The 19,807-nt window shown below is 44.8% G+C and carries 13 protein-coding genes and 1 pseudogene; 5 read left to right on the forward strand and 9 right to left on the reverse strand.

From position 1 onward, the window contains the following. Positions 1-252 precede the first annotated feature (252 nt). Positions 253-495, forward strand: a complete 243-nt coding sequence (locus F6K20_RS02635) for a hypothetical protein (protein ID WP_287265726.1) — start codon at positions 253-255, stop codon at positions 493-495. Between the two features lie 83 nt (positions 496-578). Here the strand turns inward: F6K20_RS02635 and F6K20_RS02640 are convergent, their stop codons facing one another. Then, complete coding sequence (locus F6K20_RS02640; RefSeq protein WP_287265724.1) at positions 579-875, reverse strand: hypothetical protein; 297 nt, start codon at positions 873-875, stop codon at positions 579-581. A 477-nt stretch (positions 876-1,352) separates the two neighbouring features. Here F6K20_RS02640 and F6K20_RS02645 point away from each other — a divergent pair, with 477 nt between their 5' ends. Together F6K20_RS02645 and F6K20_RS02650 are read left to right on the forward strand one after the other, a co-directional pair. Beyond that, positions 1,353-3,677: a hybrid sensor histidine kinase/response regulator gene (locus F6K20_RS02645; protein ID WP_287293601.1), complete on the forward strand. Its 2,325-nt coding sequence runs from the start codon at positions 1,353-1,355 to the stop codon at positions 3,675-3,677. Positions 3,678-4,200: 523 nt separating this feature from the next. Next, entirely contained in the window at positions 4,201-5,013 is an 813-nt protein-coding gene (locus tag F6K20_RS02650) for a spondin domain-containing protein (RefSeq protein ID WP_287265721.1), read from the forward strand. Between the two features lie 325 nt (positions 5,014-5,338). Here the strand turns inward: F6K20_RS02650 and F6K20_RS02655 are convergent, their stop codons facing one another. The 3 genes and pseudogenes from F6K20_RS02655 to sds all read right to left on the reverse strand — a co-directional run bounded on the left by F6K20_RS02655 (position 5,339) and on the right by sds (position 10,200). After that, entirely contained in the window at positions 5,339-7,180 is a 1,842-nt protein-coding gene (locus tag F6K20_RS02655; RefSeq protein WP_287265719.1) for a peroxidase family protein, read from the reverse strand. 466 nt (positions 7,181-7,646) lie between these two features. Further along, positions 7,647-8,195 (reverse strand): annotated as a pseudogene (locus tag F6K20_RS02660) (reverse transcriptase N-terminal domain-containing protein); the annotation flags it as partial. Positions 8,196-9,228: 1,033 nt separating this feature from the next. Beyond that, complete coding sequence (gene sds / locus F6K20_RS02665) at positions 9,229-10,200, reverse strand: solanesyl diphosphate synthase (protein ID WP_008184698.1); 972 nt, start codon at positions 10,198-10,200, stop codon at positions 9,229-9,231. Positions 10,201-10,801: 601 nt separating this feature from the next. Here sds and F6K20_RS02670 point away from each other — a divergent pair. Beyond that, the gene (locus F6K20_RS02670; RefSeq protein ID WP_131827124.1) at positions 10,802-11,029 is read left to right on the forward strand and encodes a hypothetical protein; all 228 of its coding nucleotides are present in this window, start codon (positions 10,802-10,804) and stop codon (positions 11,027-11,029) included. Positions 11,030-11,493: 464 nt separating this feature from the next. Here the strand turns inward: F6K20_RS02670 and tkt are convergent, their stop codons facing one another. The 4 genes from tkt to acpP form a co-directional block, all read right to left on the reverse strand. Continuing rightward, positions 11,494-13,500, reverse strand: a complete 2,007-nt coding sequence (gene tkt, locus F6K20_RS02675; protein WP_008184696.1) for a transketolase — start codon at positions 13,498-13,500, stop codon at positions 11,494-11,496. Positions 13,501-13,527: 27 nt separating this feature from the next. Then, positions 13,528-13,695 carry a hypothetical protein gene (locus F6K20_RS02680; RefSeq protein WP_193431480.1) on the reverse strand — a complete coding sequence of 56 codons (168 nt, stop codon included), beginning with the start codon at positions 13,693-13,695 and terminating at the stop codon, positions 13,528-13,530. Positions 13,696-13,879: 184 nt separating this feature from the next. Then, positions 13,880-15,130 (reverse strand): beta-ketoacyl-ACP synthase II, encoded by a 1,251-nt coding sequence (gene fabF, locus F6K20_RS02685; protein ID WP_044493297.1) that lies wholly within the window; start codon positions 15,128-15,130, stop codon positions 13,880-13,882. Between the two features lie 63 nt (positions 15,131-15,193). Beyond that, a complete protein-coding gene (gene acpP / locus F6K20_RS02690) occupies positions 15,194-15,457 on the reverse strand; it encodes an acyl carrier protein (protein WP_131827125.1) in 264 nt (87 codons plus the stop codon). A 1,295-nt stretch (positions 15,458-16,752) separates the two neighbouring features. Between acpP and F6K20_RS02695 the strand changes: the two genes are divergently transcribed. Further along, positions 16,753-17,418: a hypothetical protein gene (locus F6K20_RS02695; RefSeq protein WP_008184689.1), complete on the forward strand. Its 666-nt coding sequence runs from the start codon at positions 16,753-16,755 to the stop codon at positions 17,416-17,418. 399 nt (positions 17,419-17,817) lie between these two features. On the opposite strand, the gene pyk is transcribed toward F6K20_RS02695, so the two are convergent. After that, positions 17,818-19,599 (reverse strand): pyruvate kinase, encoded by a 1,782-nt coding sequence (gene pyk, locus F6K20_RS02700; protein ID WP_287267789.1) that lies wholly within the window; start codon positions 19,597-19,599, stop codon positions 17,818-17,820. Between the last annotated feature and the right edge of the window lie 208 nt (positions 19,600-19,807).

The following is a 19,807-nucleotide window of genomic DNA, read 5'->3' on the forward strand; positions in this document are numbered from 1 at the left end:
ATATTCTTTTTTTTATCATTATTACTGAAGTCAATTTTTACTAAAAATTTAGTGCGTTCGCGAACGGAACATCGCGTTTAAATTTGGTGTGTTATTAACCCACCCTAACAACTAATTATTCTATCTCCTCTCTCCCGCCTCTCCCCACACTATTATCCCTACTCCCTACTCCCTACTGTCGATTACGAAAGTACCTAACCCAATTGAGAACTGCTATAGTAATCAAAGTGTTGCTAACTTTAAGGTAGGATAATGACAGACAAAAATTTTGTAGCTGATAACGCTACTACCACAGAAATACTGGAACAAGTTATTGAGGAAATACAGCAAACTCCCCAAGAATACTTACCCAATTTGTTGCAGATAGTTCGTCTGTTTCGTGAGAGTGTTACACAGAATACGGCAGAAGAAAGCTTTCGTCAAGGATGGCAAGAAGCCATGACAGGGAATACACTTCCTGTTTCACAGCTGTGGGATGGGATTGATGCAGAATGAACCAGCCAAAATCCAAATCAAGGTTACACCTGAGTTCAATATCGGTTAATAACGCACCCAAGCAGTGGTAAAACCCTAGAGATTTAATTCCCTGAGCGTCCATTACCGCTTTGATTTAATAAATATTCCCAAATCCGTCGTATTTCTTGTTGATTTTGAATAATCTCTTCTTGACTTTGACGAATCTCCTCTTGATTTTGAATAATCTCCTCTTGACTTTGACGTTGATAGGTGGCCAACTCGGAAAACAATCTTAAGGTCTCATTCAGAGAAACTCGTAATTGAGTGATGTCTGCTTGATTTTGCTCGTTCGCGTAGCGTGACCTTAGGTCAATGGTCTGAGAGTGCCGATTAATGTATCGTGCTGCTGTTTCTAACAAGTTCTCTACTTGAGTTAATCTTTCTTCTGGATTTCATGTCTGATCACTGTTAATCTGATTGATTTATCTATGCTATGCCATTTTTACTCCTTATTCCTGATGTTAAACCTTCCTAAAAAGCTAGTGCCTTCGCGTAGCGGCGACCTTCGCGTAGCGTGGCCCAAAGGCCAAGGAGCATCGCAATTTAGTTTGATGCGTTATTAATCCACCAAACCAACTACTTATCCCCTCTCCCCGCGCCTGGTTACCACACTTACCACGCTTAAAACACGTACAACACGTAGCACACGTAGCACAATGCACGCCAAGCTAGAATGTGGTAAAATAGGAGAATACTTATCAGCAGGTGGACAAAAATAAACTACTATCAAAGAAGCTACTATCCACACCATTCAGGCAAGTTAGCTGACCAAGCAGCAGGTGTTATCGTTAATTCCACCTACCAAATTATTTAGTAATTCAAAATTCCTCAGAATTTTGCCCTGGGCTGTGTTCGAGCGTCTGGATCAGCGATTAGACGATATGAAGTCAACTTTGGGCGAAGAGGCAATACTCCTAAAGTCGGATCTGTTGGTAAATCAGAGGGTGATTACTGAGGCTCAGAGCCAGAGGTTTACCCTGATCGGATCAGAACAGTTCAGTTGTCTACTGTGGGGGGAAGCACAACCGGAGACCGTAACTGGGTATGACTCTCTGATCAGACTGTACCAAGTGGGATTGACCTTCGCTCCGGATGCGATCGCAAACTTTCTTACCCATCTCAAAGACTCCTACCTAACCTCACCATCAAAATTTGAAACCTCTGAGGATGTTCTCAACCTAATCAATAGGGCCGGGGCCTCCCTCAAACCCAATAATCCAGCTATCCAGAGCGAATTTACCCTATCATTAATTGATATTCTGTGTGACTACAACACGGATAACTACAACACCGATGTTCCACCATTAGTAGAGCCAGCTTATCCCTATGGGTCTATTTGTCAACCCGTAGCAGAAGCACTACACCAGCAGGTTGAGCAAGAGCGATTGCTCAATCAGGTGACCAGTCAAATCCGTCAAAGTCAAGAGTTACCCCTTATCCTCACCACAGCAGTTGAACGGGTACGACACTTCCTAGAAGTAGACCGATTAGTAATCTATCAATTTGATTTCCCTTACACCTCTAGTCTCACACCAGTAGAGCCAGCACCTGCTGCTGCCACTGAATTAGGCTGGGGTTGTATTACCTACGAAGCTAAAGCCTCCGATGCTATCCCATCAGTGCTGAATGTGATTGAGCAGGAGGAATGCTTAACCCATGTACCGAACTCTACACATAAATATCAGCGAGGGTCAACGGTTGCTGTTGATGATGTTGATCGAACCTATAATACCCATAATTGCTTACTTAAACTGTTGCATCGACATCAAGTACGAGCCAAGTTAGTCGCACCAATTATTGTCGAAAACAACCTGTGGGGGCTACTAATTGCCCATCAGTGTTTGGAGCCAAGACGATGGCAGGACAGTGAAAAAAACTTTCTCCAAGCAATTGCTGAACACCTAGCCGTTGCAATCTATCAAGCGAAGTTATACGCCCAAGTGCAGCAGCAAAACAACACCCTTGAACAACGGGTAATTGAGCGTACCCAAGCACTCCGGGATGCCTTGCAAGCTGCTCAAGCAGCCAATCTTGCTAAGAGTGAGTTTCTAGCTACCATGAGCCATGAATTGCGCACCCCTCTGACCTGCGTAATTGGGATGGCAGCTACACTCTTGCGCTGGTGTTTTGGTCAGGACAGTTCCCAAAGATTACCTGTAGAAAAGCAACAGCGCTATTTAAAAACTATCCAGGAAAATGGGCAACACCTGCTAGAACTGATCAACGATATTCTAGATTTGTCTCAGGTTGAGGCAGGAAAGTTAGTCCTGACTATCAGCAAATTTTCCTTAAGTAAGCTAGCCAATCAGCTGTTGAGTAGCCTAAACGAACAAGCCTACCAACAGCAGGTGACTCTACAGCTAGATTGGCGAGTGCCACCAGAAAGGGACTGTTTTTCTGCAGACCAACGGCGGGTTAAACAGATTTTGTTTAACCTTTTAAGTAATGGGATTAAATTTACCCCAGAGGGGGGTAAAGTAATCCTACGGGTCTGGCCAGAAAACCACTTAGTAGTGTTTCAAGTGGAAGATACAGGCATTGGTATTGCCCAAGACCAGTTACCATTACTGTTTCAAAAGTTTCAGCAGCTAGAAACCCCCTACCGTCGCAAGTATGAAGGAACTGGCTTGGGGTTAGCCTTAACCAAACAGCTAATCGAACTCCATAGGGGCAAAATTGAGGTGGAATCGGTAGTGGCAGAGGGGTCTTGTTTTACAGTTTGGTTACCCAATCAACCCATAGCACCAGCTACTTCAGGAAAAGTCCTGCCAAAGTCCAACCTAACTCTCAAAGCTCAAGGCACTGTGGCCCTAGTGGAAAACCAAGAAGAGATTGCTACCCTAATTTGCGAGATTTTGACCGCAGCAGGCTATAAAGTAATTTGGCTGATCGATGCTTCCACTGCCATCAAACAAATTGCTTTTCTTAAGCCCCAAACTATAATTATCGATTGGCAGTTACCAACTAGGGAGGGTTACGAAATGACTCAATGGCTGCGTCAATCCTCCACAACTAGTGAGGTAAAAATTCTGGCTTTGACGATTCCGAGCCTGCCAAACATAGAGCAACAAGAGATGATGGAAGTAGTGGATGATTACTTATATAAACCGATTGAACCGATGGAATTATTGTACAGGGTTATGGCGTTGGTGGCAAGTTAACTAGAGGTTAGTTTCCTACCCCATTGACCTTAGTACTGTGGTCACTAACCTGTTGTGGTGAGTAACTATATAGCAGTTCTCAAATAGGTGAGTTACCTGGTCCTGGGTTAATGGGAGTAGGGAGTAGGGAATGAGGCCGTCGGCCACGCGGGGCGCGTTCGGAGCAGGGAGTAGCAATGTAGCGAAGTAGCTCCGTAAGCATCGAAAAACTTATTTATTAGTACATGATTGTTTTAATTTGACTTGATTGCTATCACATAAGCATAACAGGTACATAAGCATAACAGGTACATAATAACCAAAATTATCAGCAAATTATCAGCAAATTATCAGGAACAACTCAACCAAGAAACCAATAATATTAATCGAGCTACTAACCTAGGAGTCTTCACTTGATTCGGTGCCAGCAAAATGGGTTTTGAACACTTAGCTGATTAAGTCTAGGCTAAAGTCGCTACATAGATAGTTGAGTAACACACTCAAAGACACATCTACCATATTGATCTAATTGATCACGATCACCATGAAGCATCCAATTATTAAATCACTCAAAATCGCCACCATGGTTACGGTAACCTCTACACTAGCCATGGCATCTAGCGCAACCGCAGCTACCCTCAAGGTAACAATTGAAAGCCTGGCACCGGAAAACGGCACCTTATTTACTCCAGTCTGGGTTGGTTTTCATAATGGTTCCTTTGATATTTATGATCGGGATCAAGCAGCTTCACCAGGACTGGAGCGTATTGCTGAGGATGGCAATGCAGCAGTTCTTAGTCAAGAGTTTTTCGCTAGCGGTGCAGGTTCAGTTGATGGGGTAGTTCCTGGTCCAAATGGTCCAGTTGCTTCCGGAGATATTACCAAAGCCACATTTACTGTAGATTCTACTAGCCGTTACTTCAGCTACGCGGCCATGATTCTCCCCAGTAATGATGCTTTCATTGCTAATGGCAACCCCTTGGCTTTTGAAATTTTTGATGAAGAAGGTAATTTCACTGGAGCTGACTTTACCATTCTTGGTTCTCAAGTTCTGGATGCGGGTACAGAAGTTAACGACGAGCAGCAGAGCACTACTGCCTTCTTCGGTCAAAGTATTCCTGATACCGGTACACCAGAAAACGGAGTAGTTACCCTCCATCCAGGTTTTATCCCAGGTGGACCAATCTTATCAACTCCGGCGTTTGCTGAAGCTGACTTCACAGTGGATGGCTACCAGATAGCACGTATCAAAGTCGAGAAGGTGCCAGAATCTTCTACTACTGGAGGATTACTTGCTATCGGTGGGTTGTTATGGTTGGGTAGCCGCTGGCGTCAGAGTCTTAACAGATTCGCGTAAATTCCTTTGCCAATTGACCATTGACAATTTTGAATTTTCCATTCTTGATTAACAACACTAGATAAGTATAGCAGTTCTCAAATAGGTGAAGTAGACAAGTATTTGATTTTAGTGAGTAGCGATGCAGCGCCTTCATCAGGAGGTTTCTCCTATGTAGCGACTGCATCAAGACGGGAATACTGGATCAAGATGGTAATAGGGAAAAAAGTCTGTGTACCTCATTACTATGAGAACTGCTAGAAAATCAGTATAACCGGAAATCAAATTACACTCTCCGTGCCCGGGCCCCGCGCCCGGGCACTTTTCTTTTCCTATTCCCTATTCCCTATTTCTTATTTCCTGAGCGCTGCCCTATAGCTGCTAAACCTAGGAGTGTAACTAAGCCAAGGATGCTGCTAGGTTCGGGCACGTCTTCTGGGACAACGAAAGCATTATCCTGGATGTTGGTAATGCTTGAGTTCCGGCGAATAATGCCTGAGAGGGTAGTGCTTTCTAGATCTGGATCCAAAGCCAACAGATGCTCGAGATCGTTGAGGTAAAAGAAGCGGTCACCATCCCGTACGCGGATGAACTGGTCTGAGATGAAGCTATTGAATAGTTCACCGACCAATCCACCGTTGAAGGAGTCCTCGGATATTCCTCCAATCCAGAAATCCACATCGTCTACAGACTGGTAGATTTTTTCAAATAGAGTTGCTATTTCTGGGTCAGAAGTAATGCCAAGTTCGGTGTCGGTGGTCAAGAAGCCAGTGACCGGATCCAGACCGAGTTCGATACGAGCCTGATTGTAGCCGGGAAGGCCAACTTCCCTTCCTCGCGCAATATTGAGTGAAGCGAGGTCAAAGCCTTGACCGCTACCATTCGGGGCAAGGAGGTTCCGCACCCCGTCCACTATCTGATTGTCAACCTCTTCAGCGACCTGGGACGCTAAACCCAAAAACAGTGAATCGACACCGTTATCAATCACTTCTTGGGGATTGAAGAAAGCATCACCAAGGGAGATACTTCCGACGGAATCGCCGTTATTATTAATACGCTGAAGATTTTCCGACAGAAGAGTGTGGCCAACGCGGAAGTTAGCATTGGTAAATTCTTGACTGACACTGGGGTCAACGGTGGGATCGTAGCCAGAGTAATCCTCCAAAAGGCTATCGCCAATGAACAGCGGTAGGAATTCATTGTATGTGATCACCTGAATCTGAGCCCCGACAACCTTACGAGCTGATTCGTAGATAAAGTCGCCTTTCTCAAGTCCTGACTCTTCTAACTTCTCCAAAATCACCGGGTCGCCAGCGTCAATTTTTTCACTAAGTTCTTCAGCCAGACGATTGTGCTCTCGCACCATCAAAGTGTGAGCTGCGGTTAAGCCAATTTGTTCGTTGGTACGAATATCCCCAGCGATGAACAACTGTTCTGGTGGTAATGCTCCAGCACCCCTAGTGTTACTATTAGGCAATCCGGCAGTGTTGAAAGGTAGTAGCTCTTCACCATTGATAATCTGGCTCTTGAGCTTTCCAGTACCGTCATTAGTACGTAAAAATTCCGCCCGCACTTGATCAGATCCGTAGACCTGTGAACCATCAATAAAAGAAGTCAGCTCGTTGATCTGCTGGCGCGGATTGCCAAGCCCAGTGCCAGTCCCTTCAGCTGCAGGAACCCTAATAAAGGGTATAGAAGTAGCAGATTCTCCAAGTGGATCTCGACGACGAGTGGCAATGTCAATCGGGTTAATTGGGATGGGGATGAAATCCTCTGGTGGGCTATTTTCCCCTCCCTCATTCAGAGCAAAGTCGTGATCAATCAACTGCCCCCACTGCCAGATCCAGTCGCTGGCCCGGAGGAAATTAGGCACGAATTCAGTCTGGCGCACAATGGTATTGCTAATGTCACGAGGGTTAGGCAGAACATTGCCGGTGGGACCGGTTATTCTTGGTGCGTTAAAGCCATCCTCGTAAGCAGGAGTCAGGAGCCGAAGTAGTGGTGTTTCGGCTTCACCCAATGTCGGGTCATTGGGGTTGTTGTTCAATCCATTAATGGTGCGGAATTCTCCTGCTTCTGCAGGCACAGACATGGTAAATCCTAGGGCAGCGAAAGTGGTTACTGCTAGACCAAGCTGAGTAGGCTTGAGGTTTCTAACCACTTTTAAGTTAGATAAATGATTTTTCATCAGGTTAGTACTTAGGTTAAGATTGCATCCCAACCGCTAATGTGGTAGATGCAGTAAAATACTCTATCTCTTCTAATAAGGTGTTTGGAAAGTAGCTACATGGTTTGCTAAAACCGGGTAATTTACTTTAGTTATCCCCAAGATTCACGGGTTTTCGTCTAAGAGGTTGTCTGAGAAGTCTCATTTGCTACATCCAAGCCCCCGTTGGTCCCCCAATTCTGGGGGACTTTTAGAAGCAAATTGACTCTTGTTCCCCCCAAAGTTGGGGGGTCAGGGGGGCAAAATTCAGTATCAAAAAACTTGGGAGATATCCTCTTAGATAGGGTCGCCTTTATAGTCAGCAGGCTATGCAGAAAAGGTTTAAATCTTTTTTAATAAGGCGACCCTATCTTACGGTAACTTCAAAACCTGAGCGTTCGCGTAGCGTGGCCTGCGGCCAGGTGGGGGAATGCGTCTCACGGTCTTGTTCAAATTTTGCTTCCCATTCAGGTTCAAGAGCCTGAATGGCCGCGTGCCTGTAGAGCACGGTCATATATGGTTGGGATACCTAATGGGCGTTTTTCCGTCCGTCCGGGTTTGGGAATCCATACTCTTCTGGTGGGTTGTGCCTTTGTGGAGACTTTAATTTTGGCTACTAAGGCGAGACGCTGCTTATTGGTTAAAGTTTTAATCCCGTCTATTCCGGCAGTCTTTTTACCTTTGTTCTCCTGGGTAACTCGCCTGACCGCAATCATTTTGGCTGTCCTTGAAGTTACCGTAAGAGAGGGTCGCCATTGAGCGCGACAGGTTATAGGTAATAGTTTTAAGTTATATGAATTAAGGCGACCCTCTCTAAGGTTTCGTCCCAGGATTTCATCAGAGTCTTTTGCAGCTTTCTAACCACGCGGACATCACCACGTTGTGAGGCTCGGTATATTCGTTTTTGTAACTTAAATAAAGTCTTTTCTAGCTTTCGCCAGTTAACCTTATTCCATTCCGACTTTGGGGAAAAACCCCGAGTATTGGGCATTTTCATTACTACTTACAACTACACCATTTCCTATAACGTGAGTCCGTCAGCATATCCTAGATATTACTCTAAGCATTGGCAACTGAGCTCAATCTCGCCCCCACATGACTTGCGGCTAACTACCTACTCAGAATATTCGACCTTCCTGAGAGTACATGTGAGGGTTAATTCGTTCCTGATAACCATTCTGCGGACTTTTAGGGCGATACTATTCACCGGGAATATTGTGGTAAATCGTTATAGAGGGAAAAATCTATAATCTTTATTCCATTGACGTTTTGTCGGTAGCGTATCAGCCTTATTTCGCTACGTGTTTGTAACGATGATTTAAACGTATCTTCCTATTCGTACCCATGAGTCCCTTGCCTGTTACTAACACCATTTTTTGGCTTGCAGTGCTTCACTGTTCGACCCTTGCATTAATCCATAGGTGTGTTACTTCCTATGAATCAGGGTAGGGCTGTCACTCGGATTTCGCGAGGGTTTGAAGTTACCGTAAGAATAGGGTCGCCGAAATGCGCGACAGTCTGTGAGTTATGAGTTTAAGTTATATGAAATAAGGCCGGAGATGAAACCTTAGAATTTTGAAGCCTTTATAGGCGACAGGCTATGGGTAAAAGGGATAAAACTCATGGAATAAGGCTTCAAAATTCTTACGGTAACTTCAAACCACTATTCTAAGGTTTCGCCTCCGGATGGATTTTCACCATCATGGTTATCAAGTTGTCATGGTTCAGTTTCCTGACCTAGCGACTATTCCCCCAAATCCTTGTGGGATAAGGTTTATAGCCAACGAATCGCACTTTCCCCTCAAACTCCCCAATTCGATAAATCAGGTTGATCTGGAGTAATGCACTAAAACTGCGTACCTACACAGCATCAGTATTTTCAGCATTAGTATTTTAAGGCTTTGGTAATCAGGAAAAAGATAATTGGTAATTGTCATTACTCCTGAGCCATTACCGATTATCCATTACCGATTACCCATGCCAAACCATGCTTAGAGTACAATCTCCAATGTTCTAGTATACCCAAGGTTCTAGTATAAGCGACTCAAGACATAGTCGCTCAGATCAATCAGAGCTTGTTTGGATTCTGAGGGTTTCAACACTGATATATTTTTAACTGCTGCCTGAGCATATTTGGCAGCCATTTCCCGCGATCGCTGAATTCCTTTACTATCCCTGACCAGTGCCAAGGCTTGTTCTTTATCCTCCGGCTGGGCAAACTCTCGCTCTATGAGCACCTCTAGGTAGGGTTTTTCTTCGAGGGCAAATAAAACTGGTGCTGTGAGGTTTCCACTTACTAAATCTGACCCTGCGGGCTTACCTAACACATCTGTGGAAGCTGTAAAGTCTAGAATATCATCTACAATCTGAAACGCCAACCCCAAATTACGTCCATAGTGATATAAATTTTCGGCTACCTGATCTGAAACACCACTTAGGCATCCCGCTGCTTTAGCACTATTAGCCATCAGTGAAGCTGTCTTGTTATAAGTCTTTGCCAAGTAGCCTTCTATAGTTGTCGTGGTGTCAAATCGACTCAGTCCTTGTTGGATTTCTCCCTCTGCCATATCTTTAATCACTTCAGAGAGCAGCTTAACTACCTCTAAGTTATCCAGATTAGCCAGATACCAAGCCGATTGACCAAACAGAAAGTCACCAGCTAGCACAGCGATTCGGTTATTGAACAAGCTATTAACAGTGGGCACCGTCCGGCGTACATCTGACTCGTCTATCACGTCATCATGCACCAGAGAAGCCGTGTGAATCATCTCAGTAATTTCTGCTAGACGGCGATGACGTGGAGTAATCTTGGAGTTGGTTATCGTTGCCCGTGAGACCAACAATACAATGGCTGGTCGTAACCGCTTTCCCCCAGCTCCGAATAAGTGTTCAGCTGCAGCGTATAAGATTGGGTGACTGGCACCAATCAGGTTTTTTAAGTTTTCACTCAATAGATACAGATCTGCTTCTACCGAAGCAAAAAGGGAGGTCACTGAGGTCATGTGATCAGCCGACTCAGAAGTTAGTTACGAAAGTTTACATATTTCTTTCTTAATTCTAAGCTAACCGTCCCCGATAGGAAAATTTTGTTGAGTTTATGGCATAACTGGAAGGAAATTTGAGGAATTGTATAGACTTGTTAAGTCTGTACCGATCTCGGTATGGCTACCCAGGATTTTTGTGCTATCCTGATAATTGAGGGTTTTAAAGATTTAACATACTGAATTCCAAACAAACGTGGTAAGGGGAGAGTTAAATTCGGTGATCCCACCATAGCCAAGAAGTAGGCTTAGGCAAGACAAGCCTCTCTATCCCATCTATGTCTCAGGATCTCTACTGATATCTCTCAGTCTCTCTACTGAGTCAACTTGTTGTAAACCAGACATAACCACCAAAAGTTGCCTAATCGGGAGCCTGAGTTGAGATGATTCTCACCTTAAGATCAGGAGTTAGCTAGGCGAGGGTGGTTACGGTCAACTGCAGTAAACACCTGTATCCCATACCTGATTATCCGCAACCAGATCCTAGAACTATATGGTTTTAGGATGGCTTTGCCGCAGATTTCTATAGAACGTTGCATCTATCTGTCTCTTGTTCACTCTTATGTTATACATTGATATGTCGTTAATGATCCCCCTGCTAGCTACTGGCTACTTAATCACCATCTATGTGCTGTTAACACTAGCCCAGCGTGTTCAACGTTCTCCAAGGTACTTTGCTAATCCCATTAAAAACGCCTTGGCTACTCGTGTGCCAACTGAGTCGGCATCCCAGGTCAACCAGGTTAAGGGATGGTCTCAAAGGTCTCAAAGTGAATCTCCTCCAGCATAACCCATGGCCTATTCATCTGCTTGGGTAGGAAGAGTCTTGAAACCTGGCGCAATGAGTACCAGATTGTCTAAATAGATTTTGAGTTTTCCCAAAAACAGATAGACGCAAATAGTTCTGACCACTGTCTGTGTTGATCTGTTTGGCTATGAGATTTTGACAGGTCATGGTCTACTGGCTCATGATCAAGTATATCCAAGTATATCTTAGCGATACTCCAATATACAAGGTTGCCGTGATCAGGACTGACGTTGCCAAAAGGGTGAAGTCAGGCTTTACCCCTTTTGGCTAATGGCCTAAGGGGTAACGGAAAACCAAACAGCCCTGGTGGTGGTCGAGGTAAGGGAGAGTTTCTCCTCTCCCTTGTTCCCTCTGGCACTAGAACAAGGATTAGTCTTGCCTTGCCATGACCAGGGAAATGTTGCCCCTAGCTGAGTTAGGTAGAATTAGGGATTATATTGGGTTAATTATCCCAACAATGCTTTGGCTTTAGCGACTACATTTTCAACCGTGTAACCAAACTTCGCCATAGCGACGCCACCGGGAGCAGAAACACCAAAGCGATCAATGCTAATCATATCACCCTCGGTACCCAAGTAACGGCACCAACCAAAGCTGACACCAGCTTCGACCCCGAGGCGCTTAGTCACTGCTTTGGGCAAGACGGATTCCCGATAGGCTTCATCCTGGGCTTCAAAAAGTTCCCAGCTTGGCATGGAGACAACACGGACTTTCTTACCTTCCTCTCGCAACTTCTCAGCCCCTTGGACACACAGTGACACTTCGCTACCAGTACCAATCAGGATAATGTCAGGAGTGCCATCGCTGTCCGAGAGGACGTAAGCCCCTTTGGTCGCGGCTTCAATGGAACTACCAGCTAGGTTAGGTAGACCTTGTCGGGTAAAGGCGATGAGAGTTGGAGCATTACGACGCTCAATAGCTACCTTATAAGCCCCAGAGGTTTCGTTGCCATCAGCAGGTCGAAGGACTACCAGATTTGGTATAGTCCTTAGGGAAGCAATGGTTTCCACAGGTTGGTGTGTCGGACCATCTTCACCTAAGGCTACCGAGTCGTGGGTCATTACCCAAATTACACCAGCTTCTGATAGAGCCGACAGGCGAATTGCTGCCCGCATATAGTCGGTGAAAATGAGGAAGGTGGCTCCATAGGGAATCAAACCAGAGTTGTGAAGGGCAATGCCATTGCAAATCGCCCCCATCCCATGTTCCCGGACGCCAAAGCGCAGGTTCCGGTTTTCATATTGCCCTTTCTGGAAATCCCCAGATATGTTCAATAAAGTGAGATTGGAGGGAGCAAGGTCAGCGGAACCACCAATCAATTGAGGCAGTACGGGAGCGAGTGCATTGAGAGTGGCTTGAGAATGTTTACGGGTTGCTACTCCCTTGTCTTCCGGCGTGTAGGTGGGCAGGGCTTTTTCCCATCCTTCCGGGAGTTGGCCACTGGTAATTTGCTCAAATTCTGCTGCTTGTTCAGGATACTTTGTTTTGTAATCAGCTAGGGTTTGATTCCAGGCAGCTTCCGCTTCCGTACCCCGTTCCACAGCTTTCCGTAAATGGTTGAGAGCATCATCTGGAACTACAAAGGGTTCATATTCCCATCCCAGGTGTTGGCGAGTGGCCTCCACTTCATCCCCACCTAAAGCTGCACCATGGACAGCATGTGAATTGGCTTTGTTAGGAGAACCATAGCCAATGGTGGTGGTTACCTTAATCAAAGACGGCTTATCTGTTACGGCTTTGGCTGCTGCTATGGCATCATTGATAGCTTCGAGATCAGTGTTACCACTTTCTACATGTTGGACGTGCCAGCCATACGCTTCAAAGCGCTTACCCACATCTTCAGTAAAGGCTAAGTCCGTAGAGCCGTCGATGGAAATATGGTTGTCATCGTAGAGAGCGATGAGTTTACCAAGTCCTAGGTGACCCGCTAAAGAACAGGCTTCACCAGACACCCCTTCCATGTTGCAACCATCACCAAGGATGACGTAGGTGTAATGATCGACAATGGTAGCATCCGGTTTGTTGAACCTAGCAGCTAAGTGAGCTTCTGCCATTGCCAAACCCACACCATTGGCAATTCCCTGTCCCAATGGACCAGTAGTTACTTCAACCCCATCGGTTTCAAAGTTTTCTGGGTGTCCAGGTGTAACCGATTCCCACTGGCGGAACTGCTGAAGATCGTCTATGGTTACACCATCATAGCCAGTTAGGTAAAGTAAGGCGTATTGCAACATACAGCCATGACCAGCCGACAAGACGAAGCGATCGCGGTTGAACCAATTGGGATTTTTGGGGTTATACCGCATAAAACGGTCCCAAAGCACGAATGCCATAGGAGCCGCCCCCATGGGCAGCCCAGGATGACCAGACTTGGCCTTTTCTACAGCATCAATCGCCAAGAAGCGGATGGAATTGATGCAAAGTTCTTCGAGAGACTGGGTTGCAACGGCCATAATTTCTGTTTAATGGATATGTGTGTACTATGGTCTAACAATAATTTGTCTGAGTTCAAACAAGGGTGGCTCTCGGTTGACCCAAAGGTACTTTCTCATAATCCCATTACCGGGATCAATCAGCAAGAGATAGGGATTGGCTAAGCATGAAGGATGTTCGCCTGATAGCGTCTCTGGTAGTGTAAGATGAAGCATCAAGGATGAAAACAATCCATAAAGCGTGGGAATATGGGTTACTCAGTAAGTATCATTAACTAGTAGTTGTAACTACTAGTTTTTTCCTTGAGCTACCTTCACCCAATGCCTACCATAATATAAAGGCTACCCTTTTGGTTCTCCTACGGAGTAAGCCGTTAACCATTCAAACTTTATTCCCACTTTACCGGTATTTTTTGAAGGCTAGGGTTACATTATGACCGCCGAACCCAAAGGAATTGGATAGCACTACTTCTACCATCTGCTGGCGACTATAATTGGGTACGTAATCCAAATCGCATTCAGGGTCTGGGTTGTTCAAATTTATCGTTGGTGGAATCTGGTCATGGGCAATTGCCATCACTGAAGCCACTGCTTCAATGCCACCAGACCCTCCCAACAAATGACCTGTCATGGATTTGGTGGAGCTAATTGCTACTTTATAGGCATGGTCTCCTAAAGCTTTTTTAATCGCTGCTGTTTCAGTTTTATCATTGGCAACTGTACTAGTCCCGTGGGCATTGATGTAGCTAACCTGTTCGGCCGTCAAACCAGCATCCTTCATCGTCAGTGCTATAGCCCTGGCTGCTCCTTCGCCACCTGGTACAGGGGATGTCATGTGATGGGCATCACAGGTCATGCCATAGCCGACGATTTCGGCATAAATTTTTGCCCCACGACTGAGGGCGTGTTCTAGTTCCTCTAGGATCACAATCCCAGAACCTTCTCCCATCACGAAGCCATTGCGAGCGATATCAAAAGGACAGCAAGCTGACTCAGGAGTATCGTTACGAGTAGATAAAGCTCGTGCTGATGCAAAACCAGCCATTGCTAGGGGAGTCACCGCCGCTTCAGCACCGCCACAAATCATGGCTTGGGCATAGCCTCGCTGGATTAAGCGAAACGCATCACCTACGGCATTAGACCCTGCGGCACAAGCAGTAACTGGGCAACTATTGGGTCCCTTGGCTCCCGTATGAATTCCTGTCTGACCAGCTGCCATGTTAGCAATCATCATCGGGATCATAAACGGACTACAGCGGTCAGGTCCACGTTTAATAAGAACTGTTTGCTGGTCTTCCAGTACCTTCAGACCACCGATGCCAGTGCCAATCATTACACCGACCTGTTCTGCGTTCAGGTCATTGATCTCAAACTGGGCATCAGCTAATGCTTGCTTACTGGCAGAAACCGCAAATTGAGCAAAGCGGTCCATACGCTTTGCTTCCTTACCCTTCATGTAGTCATGGGGATCAAAGCCCTTAACCTCGCCAGCAATACGACAAGCGTGCTTGGAGGCATCAAATAAGGAAATTAAACCAATACCATTGCGTCCGTTTAACAACCCTTCCCAGTACTCAGCCACAGTGTTGCCTATCGGCGTAATTGCACCGAGACCTGTAACAACGACCCGTTTTTTCTCAAAGTTTGTCATCATGCCATTAAAACTAGGCTTATCGACCGTGAACGCAGAACTTGCGGTAATGAATCAGGCTGATCAAGCTGGAGTTTCTGCTCCTGCTCCTACTTTTTCTGTAATGTAATCCACAGCCTTTTGAACAGTGTCGATCTTTTCCGCCGCTTCATCAGGGATTTCGATATCGAAAGCTTCTTCTAACGCCATTACCAGTTCAACTGTGTCTAGGGAGTCAGCGTTCAGATCATTGGCAAAGCTGGATTCTGGCTTAACCTGGTCCGCCTCAACGTCCAACTGTTCTGAAACGATGCCTTGAACTTTAGTGAAAATTTCGCTCATATAAATATTCCTCAGCCTTTTTAGCTAGAACCTCTCAAGCAGTACTTACTGATTTTAGGGGTTTTATGATCTTATCCGAAAGAGGTCTCATCTTGTAGGTAGATAAGAAGATATACGACCATTACCCTGAGCAATTCCTTGGATAATTCAAAACGCCGCTGCCTTCTTGCCACCTGAGGATATTCAAGACTACGTCAATGAGATCAAGCAGTACTTTGGTCAAACTTACCACAGCCGAGCCCCACATAAATCTCCTTCCCACGTTACCTGGCAACCTCCCTTTGAATAGACTATGGATATCTTGTCGATCTTAAGACAGCATCTGAAAGCCAATGTTTGAGACCCTGATCCCACTTTCGTTAATCCTTAAAGGCTTTGGTGCCTTTGTTACCAGTGTTATCTATCTATATTAGTGTCCTCAAGACCCTAACACTGCTTAGTTTGCACAACGTTTTGATGGTAACCTAAGAGACATCCTCGGGAATTGTACACCAAACCTCGCCAAACCGCTCCTTTTCCGCGCAGATGACGGTTGCCTTCCAAGCTTGAGCCAGCCAAACGTTAGAGTTTCATGGGCAGAATTTCAACATCGTTCCTTGAGTTCACCCTGTTAATTCACGATGGTCGGTCTTGGAAAGTTTCAGCTGTTTTTTATTTTTGTCAAGCTAATTAAACAAAACTTTATAAAAAAAACCGAGTAACGGGAAGCTGACTTCTTAAGCCTTCCTTAAACAGAGCACTAGACTCTTGCCATATCGGGTGTCTTAGTAACCTTGCAAGAGTCAAAAAGCCTAAGGCTTATGAGTTTAACGGAGTTGCGATCCCAGGGATCGTGCGTAAATCCATTAAGTCGAGCTTAGTATCAGTATGAATACTTAATACAGTACTTCTACCAATTTTAATACAGTACTTCTACCAATTTTTAAGTTATACCAATTCTTAAGTTATACCAATTCTTAGTGCTCACATGGCTACACATTCGTTTGATCTGAGCATCTAAGCCTCTGAGCATCTGAGCCTCTGACCATCTGACCATCTGACCATCTGCATCTATAACTTCTACTTTGAAGAATTGGTATTAGTTGATGGGCTAACTAACCAATCCCGACTAAAAGCCTAGCAGTCAAAAATTTTTGTTTTATCAAGAGGAGCTTTTCAAAATACACTAATTCGGTTAAATTCCTCGTAATATCAGTTTTGTAATGAGTTAGCTCAGTTAGCTCAATTATGTATTTACACGGTTGTCGTACTAGGTCACGTTGATGCTAAAAGTGATGTAATCACTTGACAAGGAAGGTCTCATGAATTCAAGTATCATTTTTTGGTTATTCAGCTGGTTTTTATTGGCAATTTATGATTATAAACCCAAAAACAATACTATCAAAGATAGCAATCAAATCCAAAATTTATTAATTTATTGGTTTTTTTTTATTTTCAATAACTATGAAGCCATTGAACAAGATCTAAATTTGGCTAATGAGAAAATCAAGTGGCTGGACTATGAACTTAAAGAAAGTCATCAGCAAATCATCGGGATAATCAATAAGTTTATTGTAGTTAATAACTCCTTAAGGAGGTTGCATAAAAAAAATGTCTCACTGCAAGAGAGGGTTGAACGGCTGGAGTTGGAAAAGCAGGCTTTTCTTGAAGAGCTTGATGGCGGAGCAGAAACTTCAAATTGGGATTATCAAGCCTGGGAGTTTATGGTACAGAAAACCAAAGGAATAATTGTGGAGCTAAACCAAGTCAAGACGGAAGTTAAATCACTCCTAAGACAAAACAAACAATTGGCATGGGATAAAGCATGCTTAGAAAGGCAACTTGAGTTGGAGAGGGCTGAAAATCAATGCCTGACTATGGAAAAACAACAACTAAATCAGCAAAAAAATATCTTGGCAGGGAAACTGAGACAGAAGCATATTGAAACTCAATCCCTACTCACTGAAATCGAAGCACTAAAGATGTAAAAACCAAGATGTGTTGATGATAAATTTTGATCAGTCTACAAGCTTAAAGCAGGACAGTTACGGTCATGAGTAATATCCTGTCCGGTTGACTACTTATAATTCTGGGTTTTTCGTTAATTGAAAATTGAAAATGGCAAATCAACAATTAACAATTAACAATTAACAATTAACAATTAACAATTAACAATTCATGAGTATAGTATTAACCATTTTATAAGTGATTAACCGGACTTGATCTTACCACTTACTAATTTCCAAATATTGACTCTACCAGGTTAAGTTAGTAGCCGAATACTACCACAAACTATTTGATAGTTAAGTGACCCTTGAGCATGAACATACAAACCAGGCAATAGCCAAAGCAAAATAGACAATAGTTATGGGTATAGTATATTTTATTCAAGTCATTAGTAACCCGTCAGTGGGGCTAGCCCCAAGGGTACCAGAATAAACTAACCCCCGCTGTGTGTCCAGAGTCAAGATTGCCCCATCCCGAATCAATTGGGTCGCATTATTCACCCCCACAATTACTGGCACACCCAAGCGTAACCCAATCACTGCTGCATGGCTAGTTATACTATCTTCCTCAGTGATAATTCCTGCTGCCTTGCGAATGACTTCCACAAATTTGGCATTGGTTGAAGGAGCCACTAGGATTTCTCCGTGGTTGAAGTTAGGTAAATCACCATCAGTGTCAGCCACCCGAGCAACACCACTTACTGATCCCTGACCAATACCAACTCCCTGACCCAAAACTGCTTTGACTACTTCTACTTTAATTAAGTCTGTTGACCCAGCCACACCTTGGATTGTCCCAGCCGTCATGACGACCAAATCTCTTTCTGTTAGAAGCTGTTTTTCCTGAGCCACGCTGATTGCGGCTTGGAAGGTCTGACCAGTTGAGGGTAAATCGAGGACTAACAAAGGTCTGACCCCCCAAACTAGCTGGAGTTGTCGAGCCACATCTACATGAGGTGTTACTGCTAATATGGGAGTCTGGGGTCGGAATTTAGAAACATTCCGCGCTGTAGCACCGGTTTTAGTCAGAGTCATGATGGCTGCTGCCTCTAACTGCTCGGCAATGTGACCAACTGCTTGGGATATAGCATTGGGAATGGAGCGGCTGGTGTCACGAGCATGACCGATAATCTGTTCTTGCTCAATGCGCACCGCAACCGTGCCCATGGTCTTTACGGCTTCTACTGGGTATTTACCAACAGCTGTTTCGTTAGAGAGCATGACTGCATCAGTGCCATCAAGGATAGCATTAGCTACATCAGAAACTTCTGCACGAGTTGGTCGGGGCGAGTGAACCATACTGTCCAACATTTGAGTGGCAGTGATGACTGGGATTCCCCGTCGATTTGCTGAGGCAATCAGTCGCTTTTGTAAGATTGGTACATCCTCTGCTGGCAGTTCTACCCCTAAGTCACCCCGAGCAACCATCACTCCATCGCACAGGGAGATAATTGCCTCCATTTGCTCAATGGCTTCATGCTTTTCAATTTTGGCAACCACGGGTACCTGCTTCCCAGCACTGTTAATCAGTTCTTTGATTTCCAAGATGTCCTGAGGATTACGAACAAAGGAGAGTGCTACCCAATCCACACCTTGATCCAAACCAAACATTAAATCTCGTCGGTCTTTATCGGTCAGAGCTTTGATAGATAGGTAGACACCAGGGAAGTTAACTCCTTTGTTATTTGAGAGGGGTCCACCGACGGTAACGGTACAGTGCAAGGCTCGTTCCTCTCGGTCTACCTTATCTACCCGCATCTCAACTTTGCCATCATCTAATAGGATGGTGGCTCCCACAGGCACTTCGTCCGCTAGGGGTTCGTAGGTAACTGAACTGATTTCCTGTTTACCAACCATCGATTTGCTGGTTAAGGTGAAGCGATCGCCATTGTTGACAACAATGGAACCGTTTTCAAACCGCCCCAAGCGAATTTTCGGTCCTTGCAAGTCTTGGAGGATCGCTACAGGCTGATTGAGTTCAAAGGCCGTCTGGCGAATCAGGCGAATATTGCGCTGATGGTCTTCATGGGTGCCATGGGAAAAGTTGAGTCGTAAAGTGGTGGCACCAGCTTGAATTAGTGCCTTGAGAACATCTGGGCTATTGCTCGCAGGGCCAATTGTGGCAACAATCTTTGTCCGACGTAGGGAATTTGGCGATTGCATAAACGTCAAAGGGATTAGGTGGGTTTCCCGAACAACACCTTAGCATGGCACATTATTGTTATTTGTTTGATATTAAGTTTTCCTCAATATCTTTACCAAGACTTCTAATTAGTCATTAGTCATTAGTCATTAGTACCAAGCCAGGTTTAACAAGATTCGGTAAACATTCCCTAATCTACACTAAGTGCGGTTAGTGGGGGATGAATTG

This window comes from Moorena sp. SIO2C4, assembly GCF_010672485.1.
Classification (GTDB): domain Bacteria; phylum Cyanobacteriota; class Cyanobacteriia; order Cyanobacteriales; family Coleofasciculaceae; genus Moorena; species Moorena producens.

Bases quoted from the DNA above. Each gene is read 5' to 3' on its own strand.
- F6K20_RS02635 (WP_287265726.1), top strand. From the start codon at position 253: ATGACAGACAAAAATTTTGTAGCTGATAACGCTACTACCACAGAAATA.
- F6K20_RS02650 (WP_287265721.1), top strand. From the start codon at position 4,201: ATGAAGCATCCAATTATTAAATCACTCAAAATCGCCACCATGGTTACG.
- F6K20_RS02655 (WP_287265719.1), bottom strand. From the start codon at position 7,180: ATGAAAAATCATTTATCTAACTTAAAAGTGGTTAGAAACCTCAAGCCT.
- sds (WP_008184698.1), bottom strand. From the start codon at position 10,200: ATGACCTCAGTGACCTCCCTTTTTGCTTCGGTAGAAGCAGATCTGTAT.
- F6K20_RS02670 (WP_131827124.1), top strand. From the start codon at position 10,802: ATGTTATACATTGATATGTCGTTAATGATCCCCCTGCTAGCTACTGGC.
- tkt (WP_008184696.1), bottom strand. From the start codon at position 13,500: ATGGCCGTTGCAACCCAGTCTCTCGAAGAACTTTGCATCAATTCCATC.
- F6K20_RS02680 (WP_193431480.1), bottom strand. From the start codon at position 13,695: ATGCTTCATCTTACACTACCAGAGACGCTATCAGGCGAACATCCTTCA.
- fabF (WP_044493297.1), bottom strand. From the start codon at position 15,130: ATGACAAACTTTGAGAAAAAACGGGTCGTTGTTACAGGTCTCGGTGCA.
- F6K20_RS02695 (WP_008184689.1), top strand. From the start codon at position 16,753: ATGAATTCAAGTATCATTTTTTGGTTATTCAGCTGGTTTTTATTGGCA.
- pyk (WP_287267789.1), bottom strand. From the start codon at position 19,599: ATGCAATCGCCAAATTCCCTACGTCGGACAAAGATTGTTGCCACAATT.